At 65.6% G+C, this 20,953-nt stretch carries 18 protein-coding genes, 1 pseudogene and 1 riboswitch; of the genes and pseudogenes, 15 read left to right on the forward strand and 4 right to left on the reverse strand.

Features of this window, described 5'->3' with window-relative positions; all coding sequences use genetic code 11:
- Position 1: 1 nt before the first annotated feature.
- Complete coding sequence (locus tag HQ354_RS10845) at positions 2 to 1,036, reverse strand: ABC transporter substrate-binding protein (protein WP_084423910.1); 1,035 nt, start codon at positions 1,034 to 1,036, stop codon at positions 2 to 4.
- A 43-nt stretch (positions 1,037 to 1,079) separates the two neighbouring features.
- Positions 1,080 to 1,218, reverse strand: a riboswitch (cobalamin riboswitch).
- A 171-nt stretch (positions 1,219 to 1,389) separates the two neighbouring features.
- On the opposite strand from HQ354_RS10845, the gene HQ354_RS10850 reads away from it, so the two are divergent.
- On the forward strand, positions 1,390 to 3,246 hold the full coding sequence (locus HQ354_RS10850) for an anthranilate synthase family protein (protein ID WP_068429740.1): 1,857 nt from the start codon (positions 1,390 to 1,392) through the stop codon (positions 3,244 to 3,246).
- On the opposite strand, the gene HQ354_RS10855 is transcribed toward HQ354_RS10850, so the two are convergent.
- A complete protein-coding gene (locus tag HQ354_RS10855; RefSeq protein WP_068429737.1) occupies positions 3,234 to 4,427 on the reverse strand; it encodes an MFS transporter in 1,194 nt (397 codons plus the stop codon). The genes HQ354_RS10850 and HQ354_RS10855 overlap by 13 nt on opposite strands.
- 47 nt (positions 4,428 to 4,474) lie before the next feature.
- On the opposite strand from HQ354_RS10855, the gene HQ354_RS10860 reads away from it, so the two are divergent.
- From HQ354_RS10860 to HQ354_RS10875, 4 genes and pseudogenes are all read left to right on the forward strand, one after another.
- Positions 4,475 to 5,482, forward strand: coding sequence for a LacI family DNA-binding transcriptional regulator (locus tag HQ354_RS10860; RefSeq protein WP_167676495.1), 1,008 nt, complete (start codon positions 4,475 to 4,477; stop codon positions 5,480 to 5,482).
- Positions 5,483 to 5,605: 123 nt separating this feature from the next.
- A complete protein-coding gene (locus HQ354_RS10865) occupies positions 5,606 to 6,487 on the forward strand; it encodes an EAL domain-containing protein (RefSeq protein ID WP_167676493.1) in 882 nt (293 codons plus the stop codon).
- 13 nt (positions 6,488 to 6,500) lie between these two features.
- Positions 6,501 to 6,914: a TIGR03668 family PPOX class F420-dependent oxidoreductase gene (locus HQ354_RS10870; RefSeq protein ID WP_068430069.1), complete on the forward strand. Its 414-nt coding sequence runs from the start codon at positions 6,501 to 6,503 to the stop codon at positions 6,912 to 6,914.
- Between the two features lie 214 nt (positions 6,915 to 7,128).
- Positions 7,129 to 7,419: pseudogene (locus HQ354_RS10875) on the forward strand (GNAT family N-acetyltransferase); the annotation flags it as partial.
- On the opposite strand, the gene HQ354_RS10880 reads toward HQ354_RS10875, so the two are convergent.
- A complete protein-coding gene (locus HQ354_RS10880) occupies positions 7,404 to 8,384 on the reverse strand; it encodes a hypothetical protein (RefSeq protein WP_167676491.1) in 981 nt (326 codons plus the stop codon). The pseudogene HQ354_RS10875 and the gene HQ354_RS10880 overlap by 16 nt on opposite strands.
- A gap of 436 nt (positions 8,385 to 8,820) precedes the next feature.
- On the opposite strand from HQ354_RS10880, the gene HQ354_RS10885 reads away from it, so the two are divergent.
- The 7 genes from HQ354_RS10885 (at position 8,821) to HQ354_RS10915 (ending at position 16,503) form a co-directional block, all read left to right on the forward strand.
- Positions 8,821 to 10,062 (forward strand): fatty acid desaturase, encoded by a 1,242-nt coding sequence (locus tag HQ354_RS10885; protein WP_068429723.1) that lies wholly within the window; start codon positions 8,821 to 8,823, stop codon positions 10,060 to 10,062.
- Between the two features lie 178 nt (positions 10,063 to 10,240).
- Positions 10,241 to 13,477, forward strand: a complete 3,237-nt coding sequence (gene lysX, locus HQ354_RS10890; protein ID WP_206030813.1) for a bifunctional lysylphosphatidylglycerol synthetase/lysine--tRNA ligase LysX — start codon at positions 10,241 to 10,243, stop codon at positions 13,475 to 13,477.
- A 16-nt stretch (positions 13,478 to 13,493) separates the two neighbouring features.
- Entirely contained in the window at positions 13,494 to 14,381 is an 888-nt protein-coding gene (locus HQ354_RS10895) for an alpha/beta fold hydrolase (RefSeq protein ID WP_068429717.1), read from the forward strand.
- Between the two features lie 75 nt (positions 14,382 to 14,456).
- Entirely contained in the window at positions 14,457 to 15,464 is a 1,008-nt protein-coding gene (locus tag HQ354_RS10900) for a beta-ketoacyl-ACP synthase III (protein ID WP_068429714.1), read from the forward strand.
- 111 nt (positions 15,465 to 15,575) lie between these two features.
- Positions 15,576 to 15,977, forward strand: a complete 402-nt coding sequence (locus tag HQ354_RS10905) for a PPOX class F420-dependent oxidoreductase (RefSeq protein WP_068429711.1) — start codon at positions 15,576 to 15,578, stop codon at positions 15,975 to 15,977.
- Positions 15,978 to 15,984: 7 nt separating this feature from the next.
- Positions 15,985 to 16,167 (forward strand): hypothetical protein, encoded by a 183-nt coding sequence (locus HQ354_RS10910; protein WP_068429709.1) that lies wholly within the window; start codon positions 15,985 to 15,987, stop codon positions 16,165 to 16,167.
- 45 nt (positions 16,168 to 16,212) lie between these two features.
- Positions 16,213 to 16,503, forward strand: coding sequence for a DUF4190 domain-containing protein (locus HQ354_RS10915; protein ID WP_068429708.1), 291 nt, complete (start codon positions 16,213 to 16,215; stop codon positions 16,501 to 16,503).
- Between the two features lie 43 nt (positions 16,504 to 16,546).
- On the opposite strand, the gene HQ354_RS10920 is transcribed toward HQ354_RS10915, so the two are convergent.
- Positions 16,547 to 17,755: an MFS transporter gene (locus HQ354_RS10920; protein WP_167676485.1), complete on the reverse strand. Its 1,209-nt coding sequence runs from the start codon at positions 17,753 to 17,755 to the stop codon at positions 16,547 to 16,549.
- 84 nt (positions 17,756 to 17,839) lie between these two features.
- Here HQ354_RS10920 and HQ354_RS10925 point away from each other — a divergent pair, with 84 nt between their 5' ends.
- The 3 genes from HQ354_RS10925 to HQ354_RS10935 all read left to right on the forward strand — a co-directional run bounded on the left by HQ354_RS10925 (position 17,840) and on the right by HQ354_RS10935 (position 20,940).
- The gene (locus HQ354_RS10925; protein ID WP_068429705.1) at positions 17,840 to 18,742 is read left to right on the forward strand and encodes a LysR family transcriptional regulator; all 903 of its coding nucleotides are present in this window, start codon (positions 17,840 to 17,842) and stop codon (positions 18,740 to 18,742) included.
- 4 nt (positions 18,743 to 18,746) lie between these two features.
- Positions 18,747 to 19,343, forward strand: a complete 597-nt coding sequence (locus HQ354_RS10930) for a histidine phosphatase family protein (RefSeq protein WP_068429703.1) — start codon at positions 18,747 to 18,749, stop codon at positions 19,341 to 19,343.
- Between the two features lie 115 nt (positions 19,344 to 19,458).
- Positions 19,459 to 20,940 carry a phage infection protein gene (locus tag HQ354_RS10935; RefSeq protein ID WP_068429702.1) on the forward strand — a complete coding sequence of 494 codons (1,482 nt, stop codon included), beginning with the start codon at positions 19,459 to 19,461 and terminating at the stop codon, positions 20,938 to 20,940.
- Positions 20,941 to 20,953 lie beyond the last annotated feature (13 nt).

Below are 20,953 nucleotides of genomic sequence, written 5' to 3' on the forward strand. Positions count from 1 at the left end.
GTCACTTCGCCAGGCCCCAGTCCTGCAGTGCGGCAGCAACTTTCTCGACGCCGTCGACCGTTCTGATCGACGGATTCAGATCGGCGCCGTTCACGACGATGTACCGTCTGTTCGCCACTGCGGGCAGGCGCTGCGTCACCGGATTGGTTTCGAGGAACTCGATCTTGGAGTCAAGCGCGTCTCCGGCCAATGTGCGACGGCTCAGATCGGCGAGAACGAAGGCCGTCGGATTCCTGTCCGCGACGGATTCCCAGCTGACCTGCGGCCATTCGTCGGTCGTGTCGGCGTAGATGTTGTCGGCGCCGACGGAGTTCGTGATGATGCCCGACGACCCGCAGCAACCGGCCATGTAGGGCGTAGCCGTGTCGGCGAACCAGTAGACGAGCGACGTGCCCGACGCATTCACCGTCGACGATGCCTTCTCGAAGCGATCCTGCAGCTCGGCGACGAACTGCTCACCGCGCTCCCGGACGTCGAAGATCGCGGCGAGTTCGCGCACTTCGTGGTACACGGTCTCGATCCGGAGCGGCTCGGTGCGTGCGCCGTCGGAGTTGACGCTGTCGTCGGTCTTGCCGTTGCAGTCCGTCGGCGACAAATAGTTCGGGACGCCGAACTGCTCGAACTGGTTGCGTTCGGCGACGCCACCCGGGCCGAGGGTTCCACCGAACGACGCCGTCACGAAATCCGGTTCGGTGTCGAGCACCGTCTCGAACGACGGATTGTTGTCGGACAGGCGCGGTACCTTCTCGTTCTCGGACGCGAGGTTGCTGCGCACGGGGTCGGTCCACGTCGCCGTGCCGACCATGCGATCCGCGAGACCGAGGCTGAGCAGAATCTCCGTCGAACCTTGATTCAGAGAGACAGCGCGCTGCGGTGGTGCGTCGACGACGACGTCCTGGCCGCAGTTGGAGATGGTGAGGGGGTAACTGGAGTTGCCGTCGGCGGTCTGGCTGGGCGCGTCGGTATCGGTGGAGGCGCACCCGGCGAGAACGAGCATCGCCAGCATGGCCGACGCCACAGGCTTACGTAGTGTCATAGGGAGCCGAACTTCCTACTAGGGGCTCGTGTCGCGGAGCCGCGGGACGTACGTCGTGCGGAGCAAGCGATCGGACTCCTGCTCGGGCAGAGCAGTCACCGTTGCGCGTCAGTCCCGGATTCGCACCGGGTTCCCTTGCACCTCACGCGGCCGCAGGTGCGGCCTCGGTGACCATATCCTGCTCTCGATGTGTACAGTGACCCGACATGTACGCATCGATATCCGTCGCAGGATCCTGGTGGTGGCGCTCCTAGGCGCCCACACTTCGCGTATTTCATGCCGTGGCCGCCTCTCGAGGCGGCCATTTTCATGTCTTTCTCGGGAGTCCGCACAACTTACGAGAGAGGCAACCCGTGAACGAACTACTGTCCGACGCTCTCCGCGGCGACGAGCCATTCGCCGTCATCAGCCGCCAGGGCGGGGTCGACGTCCTGGTCGGCGACGTCGTATCGGTGGACTCGCTGGCCGACATCCCCATCGATGGCGACTCGGACGTACTCGCCCTCGTACCGTTTCGGCAGATCCGGGAGCGTGGGTTCGTCTGCCACGACGACGGCGCGCCGCTGGAATGCCTGCTCGTCCGCTCGCGGTTCGCCGTCACCGTCGACGAGGTCGTGGAGGCAATCGACCCTGGTGAGCTGACGTTGACCGACGGCCGCTTCGAACCGGGCGACGACGAGTACGCCTCGATCGTCGAGAGGGTTCTGGCCGACGAGATCGGTACCGGCGCCGGCGCCAACTTCGTCATCCGACGGGACTTTCGCGCCCAGCTCGACGATTCCGTCGGGTCCGGCCTCGAGATCTTCAGACGATTGTTGCTCGGCGAATCCGGTTCGTATTGGACGTTCTTCGTGCACACGCCGTCGGTGACGTTGGTCGGTGCGACGCCCGAGCGACATGTCGGTTTCGACGGGCGCTCGGCATTCATGAATCCGATCAGCGGAACGTACCGGCATCCCGTCGAAGGACCCTCCGGTGCGGGAGTACTCGAGTTCCTGGACGACGCGAAGGAGAATGCCGAGCTGTTCATGGTGGTCGACGAAGAGCTCAAGATGATGAGTCGAATCTGCGATCACGGCGGACGCGTCGTCGGGCCGAGACTCAAGCAGATGGGCCATCTGACGCACACCGAGTACGTCCTCGTCGGCGAGAGCGATCTCGATCCACGAGACATCCTGCGTGACACCATGTTCGCGCCGACGGTCACCGGATCACCGATCGAGAACGCGTCGCGCGTCATCGAACGGTACGAGACATCCGGGCGTGGCTACTATTCCGGTGTCCTCGCGTTGTTCGAGGGTCGCGACGGCGTCACGACGGTCGACGCACCCATCCTGATCCGTACCTGTGAAATATCGCCGACCGGTGCACTGAAGATCTCCGCCGGGGCCACGTTGGTGCGCAACTCCATTCCGGAACACGAAGTGGCCGAGACGCGTTCGAAGCTCGGCGGCGTGCTGGCGGCGTTGGGAGTCGAGGCTCGGCGGCCGTCGGGTGAGAATGCCGTTCGGCTCAGCGAGTTTCCAGGCGTCGCCGACGCGTTGGCGCGGCGCAACGAGAAGCTCGCGTCGTTCTGGATGAATGTGCAGCCCGAGGCCGCGGGTCCTTCGCGCGGAACAGCCGTCGTCGTCGACTTCGAGGACCAGTGGACTGCGATGCTCGCGCACCAGCTGCGGCACCTCGGGATGGGCGTGACGGTCGTGCGATGGGAGGAGTTCACGTCGTCGACCGCGGACCTGCTGGTGTGCGGACCCGGGCCGGGCGATCCGTCGGACATGTCGGATCCGCGCATCGTCCGCGCGGGAGAGATCGTGCGGGAACGACTGTCGACGGGTGAAGCCTTGCTCGCGATCTGTTTGAGCCATCAGGTCCTCGCGCGCGAACTGGGATTGGACCTGGCTGCACTGCCTCAGCCGCAGCAGGGTGTGCAGAAGACCGTCCGCGTGTTCGGCGAAGAGCGGACCGTGGGGTTCTACAACACCTTCGTCGCCCGGCCCGGCAACATCGCGGGGGTGGACGTGTCGGTGGACGAAGGGCACGTCAACGCCCTGCGGGGTCCGGGTCTCGAGTCCATCCAGTTCCACCCGGAGTCCGTGCTCTCGACCGACGGGATCGCATTGCTGTCCGGGTTGGTGGACAGGTTGGTGGGTGCGCGGGTGGGGCTGGCCTTCGCCGCCGGAGCGAGGGTGACATCCGGTCACTCGGAGTGAGCAAGGGACGCCTTCGGTCGATCCGGGGAGGCGAAGGTACCCCGCCCCAGCACCACCGTCACGAGGGCGGCGACGACCAGCACGCATGCTGCTGCCGTCACCACCGCGATACTGCTCCGATCGATGATCACGCCCCCGATCAGCGCTCCCGACGCGATGGCGACCTGGAACGACACGACATAGATCGCCGACGCCCGATCCGGATCCGGGCGTGGGGTGTTCAGCACCGAGGACTGCAGGCAGACCGGGACGGTCGTGAAGGCCAGCCCCCACATGCCGATCGCCAGAACGGCGAGTGCCGCGAGCGAACCCGGCGCCGACTGCAGGGTCGTCCACAGAATCAGCAACGCTGCGGCGACGACGCTCAACGACACGATCGTCGAGTGCCGCGGCCACCGGTCGAACGTCTTGCCGATGATCCAGATTCCGATGACGCCGCACAGTCCGTAGAGCAGGAGCATCAGTGTGAGCGTCGTGCCGATCGACCCGAGACCACGGTCGACGAGCAACGAGAAGTACGTGTACGCGATGAAATGCCCGAGGACCGCGAGAAATGTTGCGACACAGATCAGTACGAGAGATCGATCGACGACCTTTCCGCGACTCGGTCCGGCGTCGACGGCCTCCATTCTCGGAAGTACGGCGAACAGGGTCACGGCGATGACCGCGGACACCACCCCGATACATGCTGCGGCCGTGCGCCATCCGAGCCACTGCCCCAACGCCGCGGTCAGCGGATTGCCGGCGACGAGCGCGAGTGACGTTCCCGCGTACACCGTCGCAATTGCTTTGCCCCGCATGGTCGGCGCAACGAGTGAGGCCGCGACGGGCGCGACGACCGCCCAGAACACGCCGTGCGTCGCCGCGCAGATCATGCGTGCGATCACGAGCATCGGATAGCCGACGGCGACCGCGGACAACAGTTGCGACAACGCCAGCGCCGCAACGGTCACGACCACGACTCGCCGACGCGGCCATCGGCGAACGAACGTGATGAGCGGCATCGTCATGACCGCGACACCGTAGGCATAGAAGGTCAGAAGCAGGCCGACGCTGGACTCGCTGACGCCCATGTCCGACGAGATCTCCGGGAGCAGGCCTATCGGCAGCGTCTCCGCGGTCACGTAGACGAACGCGGCGGCGGCGAGCACCACGAGTCGGAGAACAGTCGAGCCAGGCATGCTGTGTATCGTTACACATCAGGCTCGCCAGCCGCTAGTCTGACCCCATGAGCACCCGCCCGACCATGGCCGATGTCGCCCGCGCCGCCGGGGTGTCGACCATGAGCGTCTCCTACACCTACAACCAGCCCGGGCGGGTGTCCGGATCGACCAGGGACCGCGTCCTCGCCGCCGCGTCCGAACTCGGCTACACCGGACCGCACCGAGCGGCGAGTTCACTGCGCAGCGGAAAGACGAACAACCTGGGCGTCGTCCTGACCGAGAAGCTCACCTACTCGTTCGAGAACCCCGAAGCCCGCGCATTTCTCTCCGGTATCGCCGAAGCCTGCCTCGACACAGACACCGGACTCGTCCTGCTCCCCAACTCGCGCATCGGCGTCGACCTCGACAGAATTCGCGACGCCCACGTCGACGGTTTCGTACTGTGGACGACGGTCGCCGACGACCCCGTCCTCGACATCATCACGGCCACAGGGAAACCCGCGTGCATCCAGGGCGGACCGCGACATCCCGGCATCGAATTCATCGGAATCGACGACGCGTCAGCCGCACACGCCATCGGCACCATCGGACTCTTCGGCGCCCGGCGACCCGCGATCATCAGCTTCCCGTGCGACCGCGAGCGGATAGCCGAGACAGTCCTCGGACCCGAACCCGAGAACGCCACCTTCCCGGTGACGGCTGCCCGCCTTGCCGGGTACCGGCGAGCGGTCGTCGAATATGGGTTGGGGTGGGAGCAGATACCGGTGGCGTTCGTGCCGACGAACGCACGCGCGGAGGGCGCGGTTGCGGCGCGGACTCTGCTCGACGACTACCGTGCCGACGCGATCCTGTGCACCAGTGACGATCTGGCGCTCGGTGTGCTCGACGCGGGCGCATCGGGTGTTGCGGTGACCGGGTGGGACGACTCGGAGGCGGCCGGGGCGGCGGGACTGACGACGGTCGCACAATCCCTGTACGACCAGGGCCGGAACGCTGCGCGCTGGGTACTCGGGTCGCTGTCGACGCTCCCGCAGGCCGAGTGGTCCGTAGTGGTGCGAGGTTCGACGAGGTAGCGGATTCGCGTAGCTGCGATCAGAGGGCCGACGACGCTAAACGGGGAAAGAGTTTTGTTTGTGGCGTCAAAGCAGACTTTGAGGTTATTCTCTTCCACGGCCGACCGGCCACTAGGGGGGAGCATGAGCAGAGAGCGTGCCGAGCCCCGCCCTGCGCCCGGCCGCCACGGCTTCGCCGAGGATCTGAGCGACGACCACCGTGCGCGTCTCGACATTCTGGAGCGACTGCGCGGCGCCGCGATGACCGAGCACGAGCTGCAGATGCTCTACCAGCCCATCGTCGATCTGGCGTCGGACACGATCGTGGGCGCCGAGGCGCTGATCCGCTGGAACCACCCCGAGCTCGGATTGCTGCTGCCCGGCAACTTCATTCCACTCGCCGAACAGTCCGACCTCATCATCCCGCTCACCGATTGGGTGCTCGACGAGGTCGGCCGGACGATGTCGGCCTGGCAGCACCGGGACATCTCGGTCCAGGTCGGCATCAACGTCAGCCCGCTGCACTTCGCGGCCGGCACACTTGCGACGGACGTCATCGGTGTCGTCGACCGCTTCGGTATTCCACCCGGCCGGTTCGTGATCGAGCTCGCCGAGTCGACGTCGCTGCACGACATAGATGCCGTGGTCGAGCAACTCACCGACGTTCGTGAGCATGGGGTCCTGGTCGCCATCGACGACTTCGGCTCCGGATTCTCCTCGCTCGAACGGCTCGCGACGCTGCCCGTCGACATCCTCAAGATCGACAAATCGCTGACGCAGCACCTGGACAGCCACGACGGCGAGCGACGACGGACGATGTCCGCCCTGTGCTCCGCGGTCATCCACGTCGCGCACGAGCTGGGGATGGACACCGTCGTGGAAGGCATCGAAACCTCCGCGCAACTCGACGTGTGCATCGACATGGAGGTGACCTCCGGACAGGGCCACCTGCTCGGACGTCCCATGGTCGCCTCGAAGTTCGAGACGGCAAGGCTGCGCAGCGGTGCACGCAGCGAATCGGCGTGACAGTGTCGTCGGTATGAAGATCGACGACGAAATCGGGCGGTTCGGCGAGGCCCGACGAGCACAGCTGTCCACCGTCAACGCCGACGGCACGCCACACCTCGTACCCGTCGTCTTCGCCGTAGTCGACGAGCGAATCGTCACCGCGATCGACTGGAAGCCCAAGACCACCCAGAAGCTTCGGCGGCTCGAGAACATCCGCGCCGACCCTGCCGTGAGCCTCATCGTCGACCACTACGACGAGGACTGGACCAAGCTGTGGTGGATCAGGGCCAGCGGTTCGGCGCGCATCGTCGACGCCGACACACCGGAAGGGTCCGCCGCCCTCGACGCGCTGGTCGGCAAGTACGAGCAGTACGCCTCCGCCAGGCCCCAGGGTCCCGTCATCAGCGTCGGGAGTCTGACCTGGCGGTCGTGGCGGGCGTCGTGAGGGGTGGTCGGTAGCCCGGGCCCATGGGCCGCCCCGGGCGCGTGCCCCCATTCGGCCCCATTCGGCCCCATTCGGAGCGAGGGTGACATTCGGTCACTCAGAGTGAGCAAGGGACGCCCTCGGTGCATCCGGGCGCGTGCCCCCATTCGGAGCGAGGGTGACATCCGGTCACTCAGAGTGAGCAAGGGACGCCCTCGGTGCATCCGGGACGCTCGGCAAAGCGGGCCTCCACCGACGCGGACCCGGCTGCTTCGAGCTCGGTTACTGGCTGACCGCCGACGCCGAGGGACGCGGCGTCATGACCGCGGTCGCGTCGACACTCACGGACGTCGCACTGGGCATTCGACACGTCACACGCGTCGAAATTCATTGCGACGCAGCCAATCTACGAAGCCAAGCGGTCCCCCGACGCCTCGGATACCGGCTGGCTCGCGTCGTCGATCATCCGATCACGACGCCGAGCCAGACCGGTCGTCAGATGATCTGGGTCTACGATGCCTGCTGACGCCACTCGGCCAGCGGAATTGCGCGTAGGTTCGGACGTGGCCGCTGCTTGGCCTGCTCGTACGCGCGCTCGAGGTCGGCGATCACTCGATCCGGTTGTGTACGAATCGTCTTCGGTGTGTGCGCGAGCACGATGGCGCCGTGCCCCTGAATGTGAGCACGTCGTTCCAGTGTCTTCGCGAACTCCGCCGGCGCAGAGTGATGCAGGAAGGATTCGACCTCGAACGCTAGGTAGACGTTGTCCTCGAGCAGATCGACGATGGCGATGAACTCGCCCGACGCCGTCAGAAGCACCCAGTTGGCCTTCATCGGCGGCAGTCCGCTTCTCTCGCACAAGGCGCGGGCTTCGACCTCGGCCACCGAATGAGCACCCGATGCCAACTCACGCAGAACGCGTCGTGGCAGCGCACTTCCGCGACCATTACCTGCTTTCAACTCGACGAGCAGCGCCTCGATGTCGGCGTCGCCCCGCTGTACGACCTCCGCGATGAGCGCCGTGATCCGTGCCGGGTCACTCATACGACGGACCGCGTCGAGAAGACAGCGATCGATGGGTGCGACGGGCAATCCGGACTTCGTCGTCACTTCCGGTATCCGCCAGGTGCGCTCGACGACGACGAATTCGGCGTCTTTACGGTGCTGCTCGTGCGGGATGAGCAGACCGACGTCGTTGGCCTGGAACCCTGCCGAGTATCCGTGAAGACCGAGCCCGGTGCGTCCGGTCAACAGGCAGTCGGGTCCCCCGTACATCACCGCCGCCGTCTGCCGCTGAAGTACGCTCGGAGGACCGTTGTGCAGCAACACAAGCCCGGGCAACATCCGTTGCCACGGACCACCTGAAGTTCTGTCGATGATCGTCTTCGCTCCCACCCCCATCCCCCGCAATACCGACGTGCGTATTACGCCGTTCTTGGATTTCGCGCGCAGTGCCGCGAAGTTGTCGTCTGCCCACTCCCCACGTTTCATGCGGGCATCGAACATGGCGGGTACGACACATTTCCGACTGATCGGGCGTATCTCACAGGTGCCTGTGGATAACTCGTCGAACTGTGGATAACTCGCGGGCTCCGACGGGTTGGTGGACCGAGGGCGCCCCTCGCTCACTCTGAGTGACCGTATGTCACCTTCGCTCGAACGGGGCTGCGCGGCCGAACACCAGCGAGGGCGCCCCTCGCTCACTCCGAGTGACCGTATGTCACCTTCGCTCGAACGGGGCTGCGCGGCCGAACACCAGCGAGGGCGCCCCTCGCTCACTCTGAGTGACCGTATGTGACATTCGGTCGCCGAGACCGGAGTCCCGCCAACCGGACCCCCACGAACCTCGACGCCACTGCCCACTGTCCGTACCGTTGGGTTGGCAACGGGGCGTCGGGGCCGACTCGGATTTTCGCAAGGGGGAAGCATGGCGATCACGGACATCAAGGAGTACGCCCATCTGACCGAGGCCGATATCGAGGCACTCGGGAAGGAGCTCGACGCGATTCGACGCGACGTCGAGGATTCACGCGGCGAGCGGGACGCGAAGTACGTTCAGCGCACCATCACGTTCCAGCGCTCGCTGATGGTGGCGGGCAGGCTCGTGCTGTTCGCGAGCAAGAAGAAACCGGCCTGGCTGTTGGGGTCGGCGTTGCTCGGTGTCGGCAAGATCATCGAGAACATGGAGTTGGGCCACAACGTCATTCACGGCCAGTGGGACTGGATGAACGACCCGGAGATTCATTCCAGTAACTGGGAGTGGGACAACACCTGCCCGTCGGCGGGGTGGAAGCATTCGCACAACTTCACCCATCACAAGTACACGAACATCGTCGGGCTCGACAACGACGTGGGCTACGGCATCCTGCGCATCACCCGCGACCAGGAGTGGCACCCGAAATACTTCGCGCAGCCGCTGGTCAACGCACTCCTGGCGACGTTCTTCGAGTGGGGCGTCGCGCTGCATCACCTCGAGACGGACAAGCTCCGGACCGGCGAAGTGAAGTGGGAGGACAAGAAGGAGATGGCGGTCGACGTCGTCCGCAAGATCGGCAGGCAGGTCGGCAAGGACTACATCCTGTTTCCTCTGCTGACGGGTCCCGCCTGGAAGTCGACGTTGACGGCGAATGCGACGGCGAACTTCATCCGCAACTACTGGTCCTACGGCGTCATCTTCTGCGGTCACTTCCCGGACGGTGCCGAGAAGTTCACGCTCGCCGAGTACGAGAAGGAAACGCAGCCCGAGTGGTATCTGCGACAGATGCTGGGCAGCGCCAACTTTCACGCCGGACCCTTAATGGCGTTCATGAGCGGCAACCTCTGCTACCAGATCGAACATCATCTGTTCCCGGATCTGCCGAGCAATCGGTACGCCGAGATCTCCGTCAGGATTCGCGCTCTGTGCGACAAGTACGACCTGCCGTACACGACGGGTTCGCTCGCGCATCAATACGGGCAGACACTGCGCACCATCATGAAACTGTCTCTGCCGAACCGGTTCCTGTCGGCGACGTCGGACGATGCACCGGAGACGTCGTCGGAGCTCAAGTTCCGTATTCGCGGCGGTATCAAGGAAGTGTTCGGCGTCGACCCGGCAACCGGCAAGCGCCGAGGTCTGAAGACGGCGCTCGCCATGATCGGAAAGCACACGCCGGTGCACACCGCTTGACGGAATGATCCGTGCTCGTCTGCCGTCAGCGCTACCGTTGCCAGGAGGTAGCAGGTAGCACTGACGGCAGGAGTGGGCAGTGACGAGCACATCGGTGTCACCGGAGGAGTCGGAACGCCACGGACGCGACACGGAGAAGTCGGCTCCGCGCGCATTCGTTCCTCCCGCGCACGGTCGGCTGACGGAAGTTCCGCACATCGCCGGGCTGGTGCTCGGGGTGTACGCGGTCTTCGTGTTCCTGTGGAGCCTGTCGCCTGCGTTGCGCGTCGTCATCCGGGTGCCGCGTGAGTACATCGACACCTACTATTTCGACGCCCCCGACACGTCGCTCTCGTGGGCGCTCGTCGTCGGCATTCTCGCGGCGGCGCTCGCGAGCCGCAAACGCATCGCCTGGTGGTTGTTGACGATCTACCTGGTGCTGCTGGCACTCACGAACATCGCCGAAGGCATCGACACCGGAAAGGTCGATGCCTGGATCGCGCTCGGCGTCCATCTCGTCGTCATCGGAATCCTCATCGCGTCCCGACGCGAGTTCTACACCCGCGTCAGGCGCGGCGCCGGCTGGAAAGCACTCGGGGTGTTGATTCTCGGTGCCGTCGTCGGCACCCTCGTCGGCTGGGCTCTCGTCGCGCTGTTCCCCGGCACTCTCCCGGAGAGCCAGACCTTCCTGTGGGCATTCAACCGCGTCACCGCGCTGGCGACCGTCGACAACGAGCAATTCGACGGTCGGCCACACGGTTTCGTCAACACCCTGCTCGGGCTGTTCGGCGCGCTCGCACTGCTCGCCGCGACCATCACGCTGTTCCGCTCACAGCGCTCGAGCAACGCACTGACCGGAAGCGACGAGTCGGCGCTACGCGGGCTGCTCGACAAGTGGGGCGCCGACGACTCGCTCGGATACTTCGCGACGCGTCGCGACAAGGCCGTCATCTTCGCACCGAGCGGCAAGGCAGCGGTGACGTACCGCGTCGAGATCGGCGTCTGCCTCGCCAGCGGCGATCCGATCGGAAACCCGGAGGCGTGGCCACACGCCATCGACGCGTGGCTCGGACTCGCCGAGAAGTACGGGTGGTCGCCTGCCGTCATGGGCGCAAGCGAGACCGGTGCGACGGCGTTCAAGCGCGCCGGACTCAACGTCCTCGAACTGGGCGACGAAGCGATTCTGAACACCAAGCATTTCAATCTGAACGGCCGAGAGATGCGCCCGGTACGACAGGCCGTCAACCGCGCCCGCAAGGCCGGCGTCACCGTCGAGATTCGACGGCACCGCGACATCCCGGCACCGGAGATGCAGGACATCATCGAGTGCGCCGACGCGTGGCGCGACACCGAGACCGAGCGCGGCTTCTCGATGGCACTGGGCCGCCTCGGGGATCCGCTCGACGGTGACTGCCTGCTCGTCCAGGCACGTCAGGGCGAGAAGACCGTCGCCGTTCTGTCGCTCGCGCCGTGGGGTCGCACCGGTGTGTCGCTGGATCTGATGCGTCGCGACCCGCAGTCACCGAACGGCGTCATCGAACTGCTGGTGACCGAACTGGCCACCGGCGGCGATCAATTCGGCGTCCAGAAGATCTCGCTCAACTTCGCGGTGTTCCGTTCGGTGTTCGAAGAAGGCAGCCGCATCGGCGCGGGTCCGGTACTGCGCATCTGGCGATCGGTGCTCGTCTTCTTCTCCCGGTGGTGGCAGCTGGAGGCCCTGTATCGCTCGAACGTGAAGTACCAACCGGAGTGGGAACCGCGCTACCTGTGCTTCGCCGACAATCGCGAACTCCCGAAGGTCGGGATCGCGTCGGCCATCGCCGAAGGCTTTCTGACGCTCCCCAGTTTCCGACGCGCGAGCAAGCACACCGGCAGTCACGTCGCGGTGCCTGCGGCGCTCGTCGGCAGCGAGCAGATCCACAGCGACGGCAGTGGGCCCGACACGGTCGACGACGAGCTCGTGTCGGTCGGCCCGAAGCGCCCCGACCAGGTGCGCGTCCGCATCGCAAAGCTGAACAGGCTCAGCGGAGACGGCGTCGAAGGCTACCCCGTCGCATATCCGCCGACGCATACCGTCGCCGATGCACTCACTGCACCACAGGGCACATCGGTCCGAATTGCCGGCCGTATCCTGCGAATTCGTGATTACGGCGGCGTCGCGTTCGCCGTCGTACGCGACTGGACCGACGACATCCAGGTGCTCTTCGACCGGATGCGAGTCGGCGACAAGCTCGACTCGTTCGACTCCGACTTCGATCTCGGTGATCTCATCGAGGTCAGCGGCGTCATCGGCCGTAGCAAGAAAGGTGAGTTCTCGCTGCTGGCGTCGGACTGGCGCATGAACGCCAAGTGCCTGCATCCGTTGCCGGACAAGTGGAAAGGACTCACCGACCCGGAATCCCGTGTGCGACAACGCTATGTGGACCTTGCGATCAACCCGTCCGCACGGAAGCTCATGATCGCGCGCAGCAATGTCGTGAAGTCACTACGAGATTCGTTGTCCGACCGCGGGTACATGGAAGTCGAGACACCCATCCTGCAACAGGTGCACGGCGGTGCCAACGCTGCCCCGTTCGTCACCCACATCAACGCGTACAATCTCGACCTGTACCTGCGCATCGCACCCGAGCTCTATCTCAAACGACTGTGCGTCGGCGGCATCGACAAGGTCTTCGAGATCGGCCGAGTGTTCCGCAACGAAGGCGCCGACTTCAAACACAACCCGGAGTTCACGATCCTCGAGGCATACGAAGCGCACAGCGATTACGAGCGCGCAATGGTGTTGTGCCGCGAGCTGATTCAGAAGGCGGCCGTCGCGGCGCACGGCCGCGAGATCGTGCTGCGACCCGACGGTCCGAACGGCGAGATGATCGAGATCGACATCTCCGGCGAATGGCCCGTCAAGACACTGCACGGAGCCGTCGCCGAGAAACTCGGAGTCGACGTCGCACCGGACACCCCGCTTCAGGAGCTGCAGCGACTGTGCGACGAGAACGACATTCCGTACGAAAAGGATTGGGACGCAGGCGCCGTCGCACAGGGCATGTACGAGCACCTCGTCGAGGACTACACCGAATTCCCGACGTTCTACAAGGACTTCCCGACGTCGATGTCACCGCTGACGCGTCCGCACCGCTCGATTCCCGGCGTCGCCGAGAAGTGGGACCTCGTCGCGTGGGGCGTCGAACTCGGGACCGCGTACAGCGAGCTGACCGATCCGGTCGATCAGCGTCAGCGACTGACCGAGCAGTCACTGCTCGCGGCAGGCGGGGACGAGGAGGCGATGTCTCTCGACGAGGACTTCCTGCAGGCACTCGAGTACGGCATGCCGCCCACCGGTGGACTCGGTATGGGCGTCGACCGCGTCGTCATGCTCATCACCGGCGGCAGCATCCGCGAGACCCTCGCGTTCCCTCTGGCGAAGCCACGACAGTGACGGCGTCGACGCTGGAATGTTTCACATGAAACCACCCGGCGAGTTCGTGACAGTGCATGGTCTGCGTACCCACGTACTCGTCACGGGCGGCGGTCCGGCGGTCGTGCTGTGCGGCGGACTCGGAGGTAACTGGTTCGATTGGAACGACTGTGTGGACATCCTGTCGCCGTTCCACACCGTCGTCGTGTTCGACCGCCCGGGCTTCGGGCTCAGCGAACCACTACCGCGCGGAACGACGCCGACGGCCGCCGGGGAGGCCGACCGCATCCTCGCGGTACTCGACGCAGTGGGACTCACCGAGCAGGCTTACGTCGTCGGCCACTCGATCGCCGGGTTCTACGCCGAGGCGTTCGCCCGGCTGCACCCGAGCCGAACGGCGGGCATTCTGCTGCTCGACTCCAGTGCCGAACGCGACCCGTGGGCGGTGATCCCGAAGTCGATACGCATATCGGCGGCGTACGGCCTCGCCACGACGTCGAGCGCGAGCGGTGTGCAGTACGTGCTCGGGCCGACGGTGCGCAGAATTCTCAACCACTCGATCCCGCCTGACGGCATTCCGATCGAGACGTACGACTGGATTCGGCAGATCTACCGCACCCCGTCGTACCTGGAAGCCGCGATGATCGAGAACTTCGTCTACCCCGACATGGCGAGCGAGCTGAATGCGATCCGTCGTCGGACACTCATGCCGGACGTGCCCGTCACGGTCGCCGCCGCCCACACCGGGCGCCCGACGCCATGGGGGCGCGCGTGGATTCGCAAACAACGACGGCTCGCGCAGTATCTGAACGCCGAGTTCGCCGTCGTCGACGACGCCCATCATCACGCGATGATCGACCAGCCGGAGGTCGTGTCGGGCCTGATAGCGAGGTTGGTGTCACATCACGAAGGCGTCGACACGTAACGTGTTCCCCGAGCCCGCAGCCCAAGACCCGAGCCCAAGCCCGGCGATGGCGCGGTAGCACGAAGGGAACCAGAGATGGGTACGCCGATCAGCACGACCCAGGGTCGTCAGTCCAAGCTTCTCGGTTTGGGCGTCTACAGGCCCGAACGAGTCGTGACCAACGACGAGATCTGTGAGTTCATCGACTCGAGCGACGAGTGGATTCAGACGCGGTCCGGGATCAAGAACCGACGTTTCGCCGAGCCCGAGGACAACGTCGTCAAGATGTCCATCGAGGCAGGCAAGAAGGCACTCGAGGCCAGCGGCGTCTCCGCCGACCAGATCGACACCGTCATCGTGGCGACGTCGACGCATCTCGAACTCACTCCGCAGGCCGCCGCGAAGGTCGCGCACGGTCTCGGCACCAAGGGCCCGGCCGCATTCGACATCTGCGCCGGATGTGCTGGATTCTGCTACGCACTGGCCGTCGCATCCGACCTGGTCAAGGCGGGCACCGCCCAGCACGTGCTGGTCATCGGTGCCGAACAGCTCAGCCTCACCACCGACCCGTACGACCGCACGACGCGATTCATCTTCGCCGACGGCGCGGGTGCCGTCGTGGTCGGAGCCAGCGACGAGACCGAGATCGGACCCGTCGTCTGGGGTTCGGACGGATCGCAGTCCGACGCCATCGTCCAGACCATCGACTGGTACGACTACATCACCACTGCGGACGCCGAGCGTCCGTGGATCAAGATGAACGGCATCTCCGTCTTCCGCTGGGCCGCGTTCGAGATGGGCAAGGCCGCACAGAAGGTTCTCGACGTCGCGGGCATGAAAGCCGACGAGGTCCATGCCTTCGTCCCGCACCAGGCCAACAGCCGCATCACCGAGCTTCTCGCCAAGAGCCTGAACCTGCCCGACGAGACGCCTGTCGCCAACGACATCGCCGAGACCGGCAACACGTCGGCCGCGTCGATCCCGCTGGCGATGGAAGAGCTGCTGCGCACCGGCAAGGTCAAGCCGGGCGATTCCGCGCTGCTGCTCGCATTCGGCGCCGGCCTCTCCTACGCGGGCCAGGTCGTCAAGCTTCCGAAGCTGTAACACATCGCGTCGAGATCGAGGTTGTGCCGGCGAAACACGGTTTTCGTGGGCACAACCTCGATCTGGGCGGGAGTGGAGTAGGTTTTCGACGCGCTGGGTACCTTTGGCTACATGCCGAAGCCACCGTTGCCTGCAGATGCCGTCGAACTCCTGAAGAAGCCGAACCCGGCCGTCATGGCCGTCGTGCGCGCCGACGGAACGCCCATCACCGCTCCCACCTGGTACCTGTGGGAAGACGACAAGATCGTCCTCAACTTCCAGGCCGACCGTAAGCGCCTCGAACACATCAAGGCCAACCCCAAGGTCTCCATCTCCGTGCTCGACGAGGCCAGCTGGTACACCCACGTCACCGTCCACGGCACCATCACGCTGCAGGACGACCCGAACCTCGTCGACATCGACCGCATCTCGACTCACTACACGGGTGAGCCGTATCCCGTGCGCGACCAGGCGCGTGTCACCGGGTATCTCGAGGTCGACGCCTACGTCGGGTGGGGCAAAGTCAGCTCGTGACCTCCGCATGATCTCCTGGCCGGTCGCCGTCACCATCGCGTCGGTGTGCGTCGGATTCGTCTTGTTCGTGTCTGCAGCCGCAGGCGCTCAGCAACGATGGAATCGCCGACGCGTCATCGCCCTTCTGGTGGCGGCGATCTGCTGTCTCAGCGTCGTGCCGTTGACGGTGGCGCTGGCAGCTGCGGTCTGACACGACCGAATTGCCCGATATTCGGGCCGATGCGAGACTTTGCTGATGGCCTATCAGCAGGGACCGTATCCGGGCTACCGATTTCAGCCTCCCCGTCGAACGAACACGATGGCGATCGGTGCGCTGATCTGCGGCGTCTTCGGGCTGTTCACCGGCATTGCGGGCGTCGTCGCCGTCGTTCTCGGCCATATCGCGCGCAACCAGATCAAGCGAACCGGTGAGCAGGGTGCCGGGATCGCGCTGGCCGGGCTGATTCTCGGCTACCTGAGCGTGGTCCTACTGGCGGTCGCGGTCACGGTGTACGCCCTGGTCGTGATCGCGTTCGTCACCGCGTGAGTGCGCTTCGCACCCGTCCGCGGATAGTTGCACCCTGGCCCGACTATCCGCGCACGAGCCGCGCAGCGGCGGCCGCGGCGACCGCAAGACTCGCGACGAACACCGCCATCGCCGTCCAGCCGAACTGCTGGTAGACGACGCCGCCGACCCAGCCGACGAGGGACGAGCCGCCGTAGTAGAAGAGGTTGTACAGCGACGTGGTCTGAGCGCGGCCGACCGTCGCGCGTTGACCCGTCCAGCCCGACGCGATCGCGTGGGCGGCGAAGAATCCGACGGTCAGGATGACGAGTCCGACCAGAATGACGATCAGATTGCTGCTGATCGTCAGCGCGACACCGGCGATCATGACGGCCGTCGACCCCGCGAGTACCGGACCACGGCCATGCTTGACGGCCAACTGCCCGGCGACTCGTGACGACACCGTGCCGCTCAGGTACGCGACGAAGATCAGGCTGATCAGCGACTGCGGCAGACCGAACTGCGCACTTTCGAGGCGGAAACCGAGGAAGTTGTAGATCGCGACGAACCCGCCCATCAGCAGGAAGCCCTGCGAGTACAGCGCGAGCATGCTCGGTTCGCGCAGGTTCGCCCACAGCCGTGCCCCGAGTGACGGCCCGTCGGACGTGCCACCGACGAACCGTCGCGGCGTGGGGGCCAGAAACAGGAAGAGGCCTGCGGCGACGGCCGCGATGATCGACACGGTCAACGTCCCGACACGCCAGTTCGTGAATTCGCCGACGGGTCCCGCGACGATGCGTCCGAGCAGCCCACCGAGCGTCGTGCCCGAGACGTAGGTCGCGGCAGCGAGCGCGGTGTGGCTGCGGTGGACCTCCTCGCTCAGGTAGGCGATGGCGATCGCGGGCAGTCCGCCGAGAGCCGCGCCCTCGAAGAAACGTAGCGACAGCAGCATCGGTAGCGAACCGGACAGCGGAACGACGAGTCCCAACATCGTCGCGACGACGATGGAGACGGACATGGCACGGACGCGTCCGATGCGGTCGGCGACGATCGACCACGGCAGGACCGACACGGCGACGCCGACGGTCGCCAACCCGACCGCAAGAGACGACTGCGACGGCGTGATCTGCAGGTTCGACGCGATGAGCGGCAGGATGCCCTGCACCGAGTACAGCTGAGCGAACGTCGCGATGCCGGCGAACAACAGCGCGGCGACGAGTTTCTTGTACTCGCGCGATCCCCGCGGATGCCCCTCCCAGCCATACCGCTGGACTTCACTGACCGATGCACTCATTGCCTCGACGTTAGAAGTCGTGGGGAACATACGTCCAATGCATGACGGCACCGCTTTTCATGCGTCGGCGATATCATTGGCTCTATGCGCGACGAGGCAGCGGCATTGCTCCCGCTCATTCCGACGATCCTGGCCGTCGCCGATACCGAGCACATCACCGAGGCGTCGCACGTGCTCGGCGTTCCGCAGCCGACGGTCAGCCGTCAGATGGCGAGAGCGTCGGCGATTCTCGGGGTCGACATCGTCGAGCGGAAGGGTCGAGGAATCTCGCTGACGACGACGGGACGCATCCTGGTTCCGTACCTCGAACGAGCCGTCGCCGACCTCGAAGCCGGTCTCGACGCGATGAGCGAGCACGACGCCCGTGCACGTGGCCGGATCTCGATCAGCTTCCAGAACACGCTCGGCGAGGACGTCGTGCCTGCGCTGATCAAACGGTTCCGCGCCGACCATCCGGCCGTCACGTTCGCGCTCGATCAGGGCGCGCGCACACGATGCCTCGACCGTCTCGACAACGGGTCTGCCGACGTCGCGTTCGTGTCGCTCAGCGCCGAGCACACCGAGGACAACTCGTTCCAGCTGTACGAGGAGAGACTCGTGCTGGTCGTGCCCGCCGATCACCGGCTCGCGCGTCGGAAATCGGTGAATCTGACCGACACCGCCGAGGAAAGTTACGTCGCGATGGGCCATGGATTCGGCATGCGCTCGATCTGCGAGGACCTGTGGGCGGAGTCGGGCATCACCCCGGACATCGCGTTCGAGGGCCAGGACATCCACACCGTGCGCGGTCTCGTCGGCGCCGGCCTCGGCGTCAGCATTCTGCCGCGCCTGCGTGGTCAGGGCCCCGAGACCGTCGAGGTCCGCATCGACGACCTGTCTGCTCGACGACGCATCGGCATGGTGTGGCCGACGCGTCAGCTCGCGCGTCAGGTCCAGGCTTTTCGGACCATGGTGATCCGAAGCGGCAGAAGCCTCGTGGTTAGGTAGAGCAGTGCAGCTGATCCTCGTGCGCCACGCACTCCCGCAACGGTCCGAGGTGTCGGCCGACCCACCGCTCGACGAACTCGGCCACGAGCAGGCGAAACGAGTTCCAGGTGCGTTGGCCCGCTTTCCGATCGCGAAGACCGTCGCCAGCACGCAGCTGCGCGCGGTGCAGACCGGAACCGTGCTCGCCGCCGAGCTCGGCTTGTCGTTGGAGTCCGACGAGCGCATCGCCGAGTACGACCGCGACTTCGCCGGCTACATCCCGATCGAAGCCGCGCGCACCGAGTTCCGCGACGCCTTCGAGCGGATCAAGGCCGGGCACCTGCCCGAACAGGTCGACGAGGCAGCCTTCCGGGCGCGTGTGCTCGACGGGATCGCGGACGCGGTCGACGGCGTCGAACACAGCGATACCGTCGTCGTCTTCGCGCACGGCGGCGTCGTCAACATCCTGCTGCAACACATCCTCGGCACGCCGAAGGTGCTCGGCTTCCCGATCGACTACTGCTCGATTACTCGGATTCTGTACGCGCGCAACGGAAATCGATCGGTTGCGTCGGTCAACGAGACTCAGCACGTGTGGGATCTGCTGCCGCGGAACCGCTGACGGCGTCCGAATCTCATAGGACTCTTAAACTGCCAGGTCGCACCGGCTTTTCACCCGTTTCACCGGCTCTTCGTGGTCGAGACGACCTGTCGAGACGGTTAGCCTCAGGGACACTATGCGCGTATCCAGTGTCCTTCGCAGGCCGTCCGTTGCACTCCTTGCCATCGCCTTCCCGCTGGTTGCCGCCGGTGCGTTCACACTCGGTGCAGGCTACGACCTCGACCCGGCCGAGACCGTCCGGGTGGACACTGCCACCGAAACGCCCGCCGAGGCGTCCGGTGACCCGCTGGCGTCGCCGCGGCAGAACCTGCAGCGGGCAGGGCTTCCCATCAGCTTGCTGTCCGGCGGTCTGACTCAGCTCACCGACGGGGGCAACCAGCTCAACGACGGTGCCGGACAGCTGTCCGACGGCATCACCCTGGCCCACGACGGCACGGTCCAGCTCGCCGACGGGTGGGTGCAGTACCGCGACGGCATCGGTCAGCTCGGCGACGGCGCGTCGCAGATCAGCGGTGGCGTCGACCTGGTGGTCGATCAACTCACCGGATTGGGTGAGCAGCAGGCAGGCTTCACCGCGCAGCTCGAGGCCGCAGCGGCCCAGGTCGCCGCATTCCCGACACCCGGATCGCAGGAAGCTGCCGCACAGATTCGCGGCGTCATCGACACGTTGAACACCCAGGGACTCGGGCCGCAGACACTCGGCCAGCTCTCCGAACTGAAGAGCGGGGCGCGTCAGCTGTCGAGCGAGCTCAACGACCCGTCGAGCCAATTCCTGACTGCGACAGGACAGATCGGCGACGCCACCGTCCAGCTCAGGGACGGACTCGGCCAGCTCGACGACGGCGGCAAGCAGCTGCGCGCGGGCACGCAACAGCTGGTCACATCCGTCGAACCGGTCCCGGGCATCGTCAGCGGCATCCAGACGAACGTCAGCGAGGCGACGGCCGGGTTGCCGTCGGCCAAGGAACTGAGCGCACCGGCCGCGACGCCTACCGCCGTGACGGTCGACGAGTCGGAGGCCTCGGTCGCGCCGTATCTGATCGCCGCACTCGTCGCCGTCGGTGCTGTCGGGGCCGTCAGTCTCGTGCGCGTCCTCAGCCGGGATAGCCGCCCGCAGAATTCAGGGTCACTCCGCGGGCTACGCTCCTGGCTTGCGGCAGGCGTCGCCTCCCTGGCCGTCGGTGTAGCGGCAGCACTCGCGTTCGCGTTCACCGCACCCGACGCCTCGATCGGCGCCCTCCTCGGCGCCGGTGCATTCCTGCTGGTCTCGGCGGCCGCCTACCTCGCCGCCGCAGGTGCGATTCAGCGGGTGCTCGGTGCAGCCGTCGGACAGGCGGTCAATCTCGCGCTTCTGCTCGTACAGGTCGTCGTCTGCGGCGCGGCGTACGCGTCGAACGCGGCGATCTGGGGTCAGATGTCGGCCTTCGTGCCGATGGCCTACACCGCGGCCGGTGCCCGCGACATCGGCGACGGGACCATGACGTCGACGGCCTGGGTTGCCGTCGCACTCACCGTCGTTCTGCTCGTGATCTCCGGTCTCGTGTACCGAGGAGTCTCGACGACGCGGGTGCCCGAGGAGTCCGCAAGCCTCGCGTAGCCGTCGAATTGTC

The organism is Rhodococcus sp. BP-261 (genome assembly GCF_019835205.1).
Classification (GTDB): Bacteria; Actinomycetota; Actinomycetes; order Mycobacteriales; family Mycobacteriaceae; genus Rhodococcoides; species Rhodococcoides kyotonensis_B.

Coding starts and splice junctions, on each gene's coding strand:
- HQ354_RS10880 (WP_167676491.1), bottom strand. CDS start 8,384: ATGAAACGTGGGGAGTGGGCAGACGACAACTTCGCGGCACTGCGCGCG.
- HQ354_RS10925 (WP_068429705.1), top strand. CDS start 17,840: ATGCGCGACGAGGCAGCGGCATTGCTCCCGCTCATTCCGACGATCCTG.
- HQ354_RS10845 (WP_084423910.1), bottom strand. CDS start 1,036: ATGACACTACGTAAGCCTGTGGCGTCGGCCATGCTGGCGATGCTCGTT.
- HQ354_RS10855 (WP_068429737.1), bottom strand. CDS start 4,427: ATGCCTGGCTCGACTGTTCTCCGACTCGTGGTGCTCGCCGCCGCCGCG.
- HQ354_RS10915 (WP_068429708.1), top strand. CDS start 16,213: ATGGCCTATCAGCAGGGACCGTATCCGGGCTACCGATTTCAGCCTCCC.
- HQ354_RS10920 (WP_167676485.1), bottom strand. CDS start 17,755: ATGAGTGCATCGGTCAGTGAAGTCCAGCGGTATGGCTGGGAGGGGCAT.
- HQ354_RS10910 (WP_068429709.1), top strand. CDS start 15,985: ATGATCTCCTGGCCGGTCGCCGTCACCATCGCGTCGGTGTGCGTCGGA.
- HQ354_RS10865 (WP_167676493.1), top strand. CDS start 5,606: ATGAGCAGAGAGCGTGCCGAGCCCCGCCCTGCGCCCGGCCGCCACGGC.
- HQ354_RS10905 (WP_068429711.1), top strand. CDS start 15,576: ATGCCGAAGCCACCGTTGCCTGCAGATGCCGTCGAACTCCTGAAGAAG.
- HQ354_RS10900 (WP_068429714.1), top strand. CDS start 14,457: ATGGGTACGCCGATCAGCACGACCCAGGGTCGTCAGTCCAAGCTTCTC.
- HQ354_RS10895 (WP_068429717.1), top strand. CDS start 13,494: ATGTTTCACATGAAACCACCCGGCGAGTTCGTGACAGTGCATGGTCTG.
- HQ354_RS10885 (WP_068429723.1), top strand. CDS start 8,821: ATGGCGATCACGGACATCAAGGAGTACGCCCATCTGACCGAGGCCGAT.
- HQ354_RS10935 (WP_068429702.1), top strand. CDS start 19,459: ATGCGCGTATCCAGTGTCCTTCGCAGGCCGTCCGTTGCACTCCTTGCC.
- HQ354_RS10860 (WP_167676495.1), top strand. CDS start 4,475: ATGAGCACCCGCCCGACCATGGCCGATGTCGCCCGCGCCGCCGGGGTG.
- HQ354_RS10870 (WP_068430069.1), top strand. CDS start 6,501: ATGAAGATCGACGACGAAATCGGGCGGTTCGGCGAGGCCCGACGAGCA.